General features: G+C 52.8%; 1 rRNA gene. It reads left to right on the top strand.

The features are described 5' to 3' along the window. Positions 1-144: 144 nt before the first annotated feature. Positions 145-3024 (top strand): 23S ribosomal RNA (locus JJB74_RS32760). The last annotated feature ends 81 nt before the right edge of the window (positions 3025-3105 follow it).

Raw genomic sequence — 3105 nt, 5'->3', positions numbered from 1 at the left:
AAGACATCGCAGGGTTGTGATTGTATCGAAACAAGTATCGAAGTGATCTCAGTAGTTAGAAGACTGCTTTGGATACGGCAAACACGCTTAACTCAGCGAACTCTATGATGTGACGGTCCTGATCTTCAGGGCTCAGCGTTATAGGGACAAGCGACTAAGTGCACATGGTGGATGCCTAGGCGATTACAGGCGAAGAAGGACGTGGTAGCCTGCGAAAAGCTGCGGGGAGCTGGCAAACAAGCATTGATCCGCAGATGTCCGAATGGGGAAACCCGGCCCGCAAGGGTCATCACACACTGAATACATAGGTGTGTGAAGCGAACGCGGCGAACTGAAACATCTAAGTAGCTGCAGGAAAAGACATCAACCGAGATTCCCAGAGTAGTGGCGAGCGAAATGGGAGAAGCCTGCAAGATTTAGCATGATGGATAGTGGAATGTCCTGGAAATGGCAGCCATAGCGGGTGATAGCCCCGTACACGAAATCCGTGGTGTGGAACTGAGCTTGCGACAAGTAGGGCGGGACACGTGAAATCCTGTCTGAAGATGGGGGGACCATCCTCCAAGGCTAAATACTCGTAATCGACCGATAGTGAACCAGTACCGTGAGGGAAAGGCGAAAAGAACCCCGGGAGGGGAGTGAAATAGATCCTGAAACCGTGTGCATACAAACAGTCGGAGCCCTGTAAGGGGTGACGGCGTACCTTTTGTATAATGGGTCAGCGACTTACATTCAGTGGCAAGCTTAACCGAATAGGGAAGGCGTAGCGAAAGCGAGTCCGAACAGGGCGATTCAGTCGCTGGGTGTAGACCCGAAACCAGATGATCTACTCATGGCCAGGATGAAGGTGCCGTAACAGGTACTGGAGGTCCGAACCCACTAGTGTTGAAAAACTAGGGGATGAGCTGTGGGTAGGGGTGAAAGGCTAAACAAATCTGGAAATAGCTGGTTCTCTCCGAAAACTATTTAGGTAGTGCCTCAAGTATCACCACCGGGGGTAGAGCACTGTTATGGCTAGGGGGTCATCGCGACTTACCAAACCATTGCAAACTCCGAATACCGGTGAGTGCGAGCTTGGGAGACAGACGTCGGGTGCTAACGTCCGGCGTCAAGAGGGAAACAACCCAGACCGCCAGCTAAGGTCCCCAAGATTGGCTAAGTGGAAAACGAAGTGGGAAGGCGAAAACAGTCAGGAGGTTGGCTTAGAAGCAGCCACCCTTTAAAGAAAGCGTAATAGCTCACTGATCGAGTCGTCCTGCGCGGAAGATGTAACGGGGCTAAGCCAGTCACCGAAGCTGCGGATCTGTACGCAAGTACAGATGGTAGGAGAGCGTTCCGTAAGCCTGCGAAGGTGTCTTGTAAAGGATGCTGGAGGTATCGGAAGTGCGAATGCTGACATGAGTAGCGATAATGCGGGTGAAAAGCCCGCACGCCGTAAGCCCAAGGTTTCCTGTTCAACGTTCATCGGAGCAGGGTGAGTCGGCCCCTAAGGCGAGGCAGAGATGCGTAGCTGATGGGAAGCAGGTTAATATTCCTGCACCGTCGTTAGATGCGATGGGGGGACGGATCGCGGAAGGTTGTCCGGGTGTTGGAAGTCCCGGTTTCTGTGTTGGAGAAGGCGCTTAGGCAAATCCGGGCGCGCAATTCAAGGACATGGAACGAGCGGCTATATGCTGCGAAGCAATCGGAAGTGGTTCCAAGAAAAGCCTCTAAGCTTCAGTCTAACGAGACCGTACCGCAAACCGACACAGGTGGGCGAGATGAGTATTCTAAGGCGCTTGAGAGAACTCGGGAGAAGGAACTCGGCAAATTGGTACCGTAACTTCGGGATAAGGTACGCCCTGGTAGCTTGACTGGCCTGCGCCAGAAGGGTGAAGGGGTTGCAAAAAATTGGTGGCTGCGACTGTTTAATAAAAACACAGCACTCTGCAAACACGAAAGTGGACGTATAGGGTGTGACGCCTGCCCGGTGCTGGAAGATTAAATGATGGGGTGCAAGCTCTTGATTGAAGTCCCAGTAAACGGCGGCCGTAACTATAACGGTCCTAAGGTAGCGAAATTCCTTGTCGGGTAAGTTCCGACCTGCACGAATGGCGTAACGATGGCCACACTGTCTCCTCCCGAGACTCAGCGAAGTTGAAATGTTTGTGATGATGCAATCTACCCGCGGCTAGACGGAAAGACCCCATGAACCTTTACTGTAGCTTTGCATTGGACTGTGAACCAATCTGTGTAGGATAGGTGGGAGGCTATGAAACCGGGACGCTAGTTCCGGTGGAGCCGACCTTGAAATACCACCCTGGTTTGTTTGCGGTTCTAACCTTGGTCCGTTATCCGGATCGGGGACAGTGCATGGTAGGCAGTTTGACTGGGGCGGTCTCCTCCCAAAGTGTAACGGAGGAGTTCGAAGGTACGCTAGGTACGGTCGGAAATCGTGCTGATAGTGCAATGGCATAAGCGTGCTTAACTGCGAGACTGACAAGTCGAGCAGGTACGAAAGTAGGACATAGTGATCCGGTGGTTCTGTATGGAAGGGCCATCGCTCAACGGATAAAAGGTACTCTGGGGATAACAGGCTGATTCCTCCCAAGAGTTCATATCGACGGGGGAGTTTGGCACCTCGATGTCGGCTCATCACATCCTGGGGCTGTAGCCGGTCCCAAGGGTATGGCTGTTCGCCATTTAAAGTGGTACGTGAGCTGGGTTTAAAACGTCGTGAGACAGTTTGGTCCCTATCTGCCGTGGGCGTTGGAAGTTTGAGGGGGGCTGCTCCTAGTACGAGAGGACCGGAGTGGACGAACCTCTGGTGTACCGGTTGTCACGCCAGTGGCATTGCCGGGTAGCTAAGTTCGGAAGAGATAACCGCTGAAAGCATCTAAGCGGGAAACTCGCCTCAAGATGAGACTTCCCGGGAACTTGATTCCCCTGAAGGGTCGTTCGAGACCAGGACGTTGATAGGCTGGGTGTGCAAACGCAGTAATGCGTGCAGCTAACCAGTACTAATTGCCCGTGCGGCTTGTCCCTATAACCCTGAGCGGTTACAGGAGCGAGAAAGCGCGTAATGCCAAGTCGGCAATCACGCCCGCCATGTAGTAATACCGTCAA

The organism is Noviherbaspirillum pedocola (genome assembly GCF_016632335.1).
Classification (GTDB): Bacteria; Pseudomonadota; Gammaproteobacteria; order Burkholderiales; family Burkholderiaceae_D; genus Noviherbaspirillum_A; species Noviherbaspirillum_A pedocola.
The sequence above is the reverse complement of the archived record's forward strand: the minus strand, read 5'-3'. Positions and strand labels throughout refer to the sequence as shown.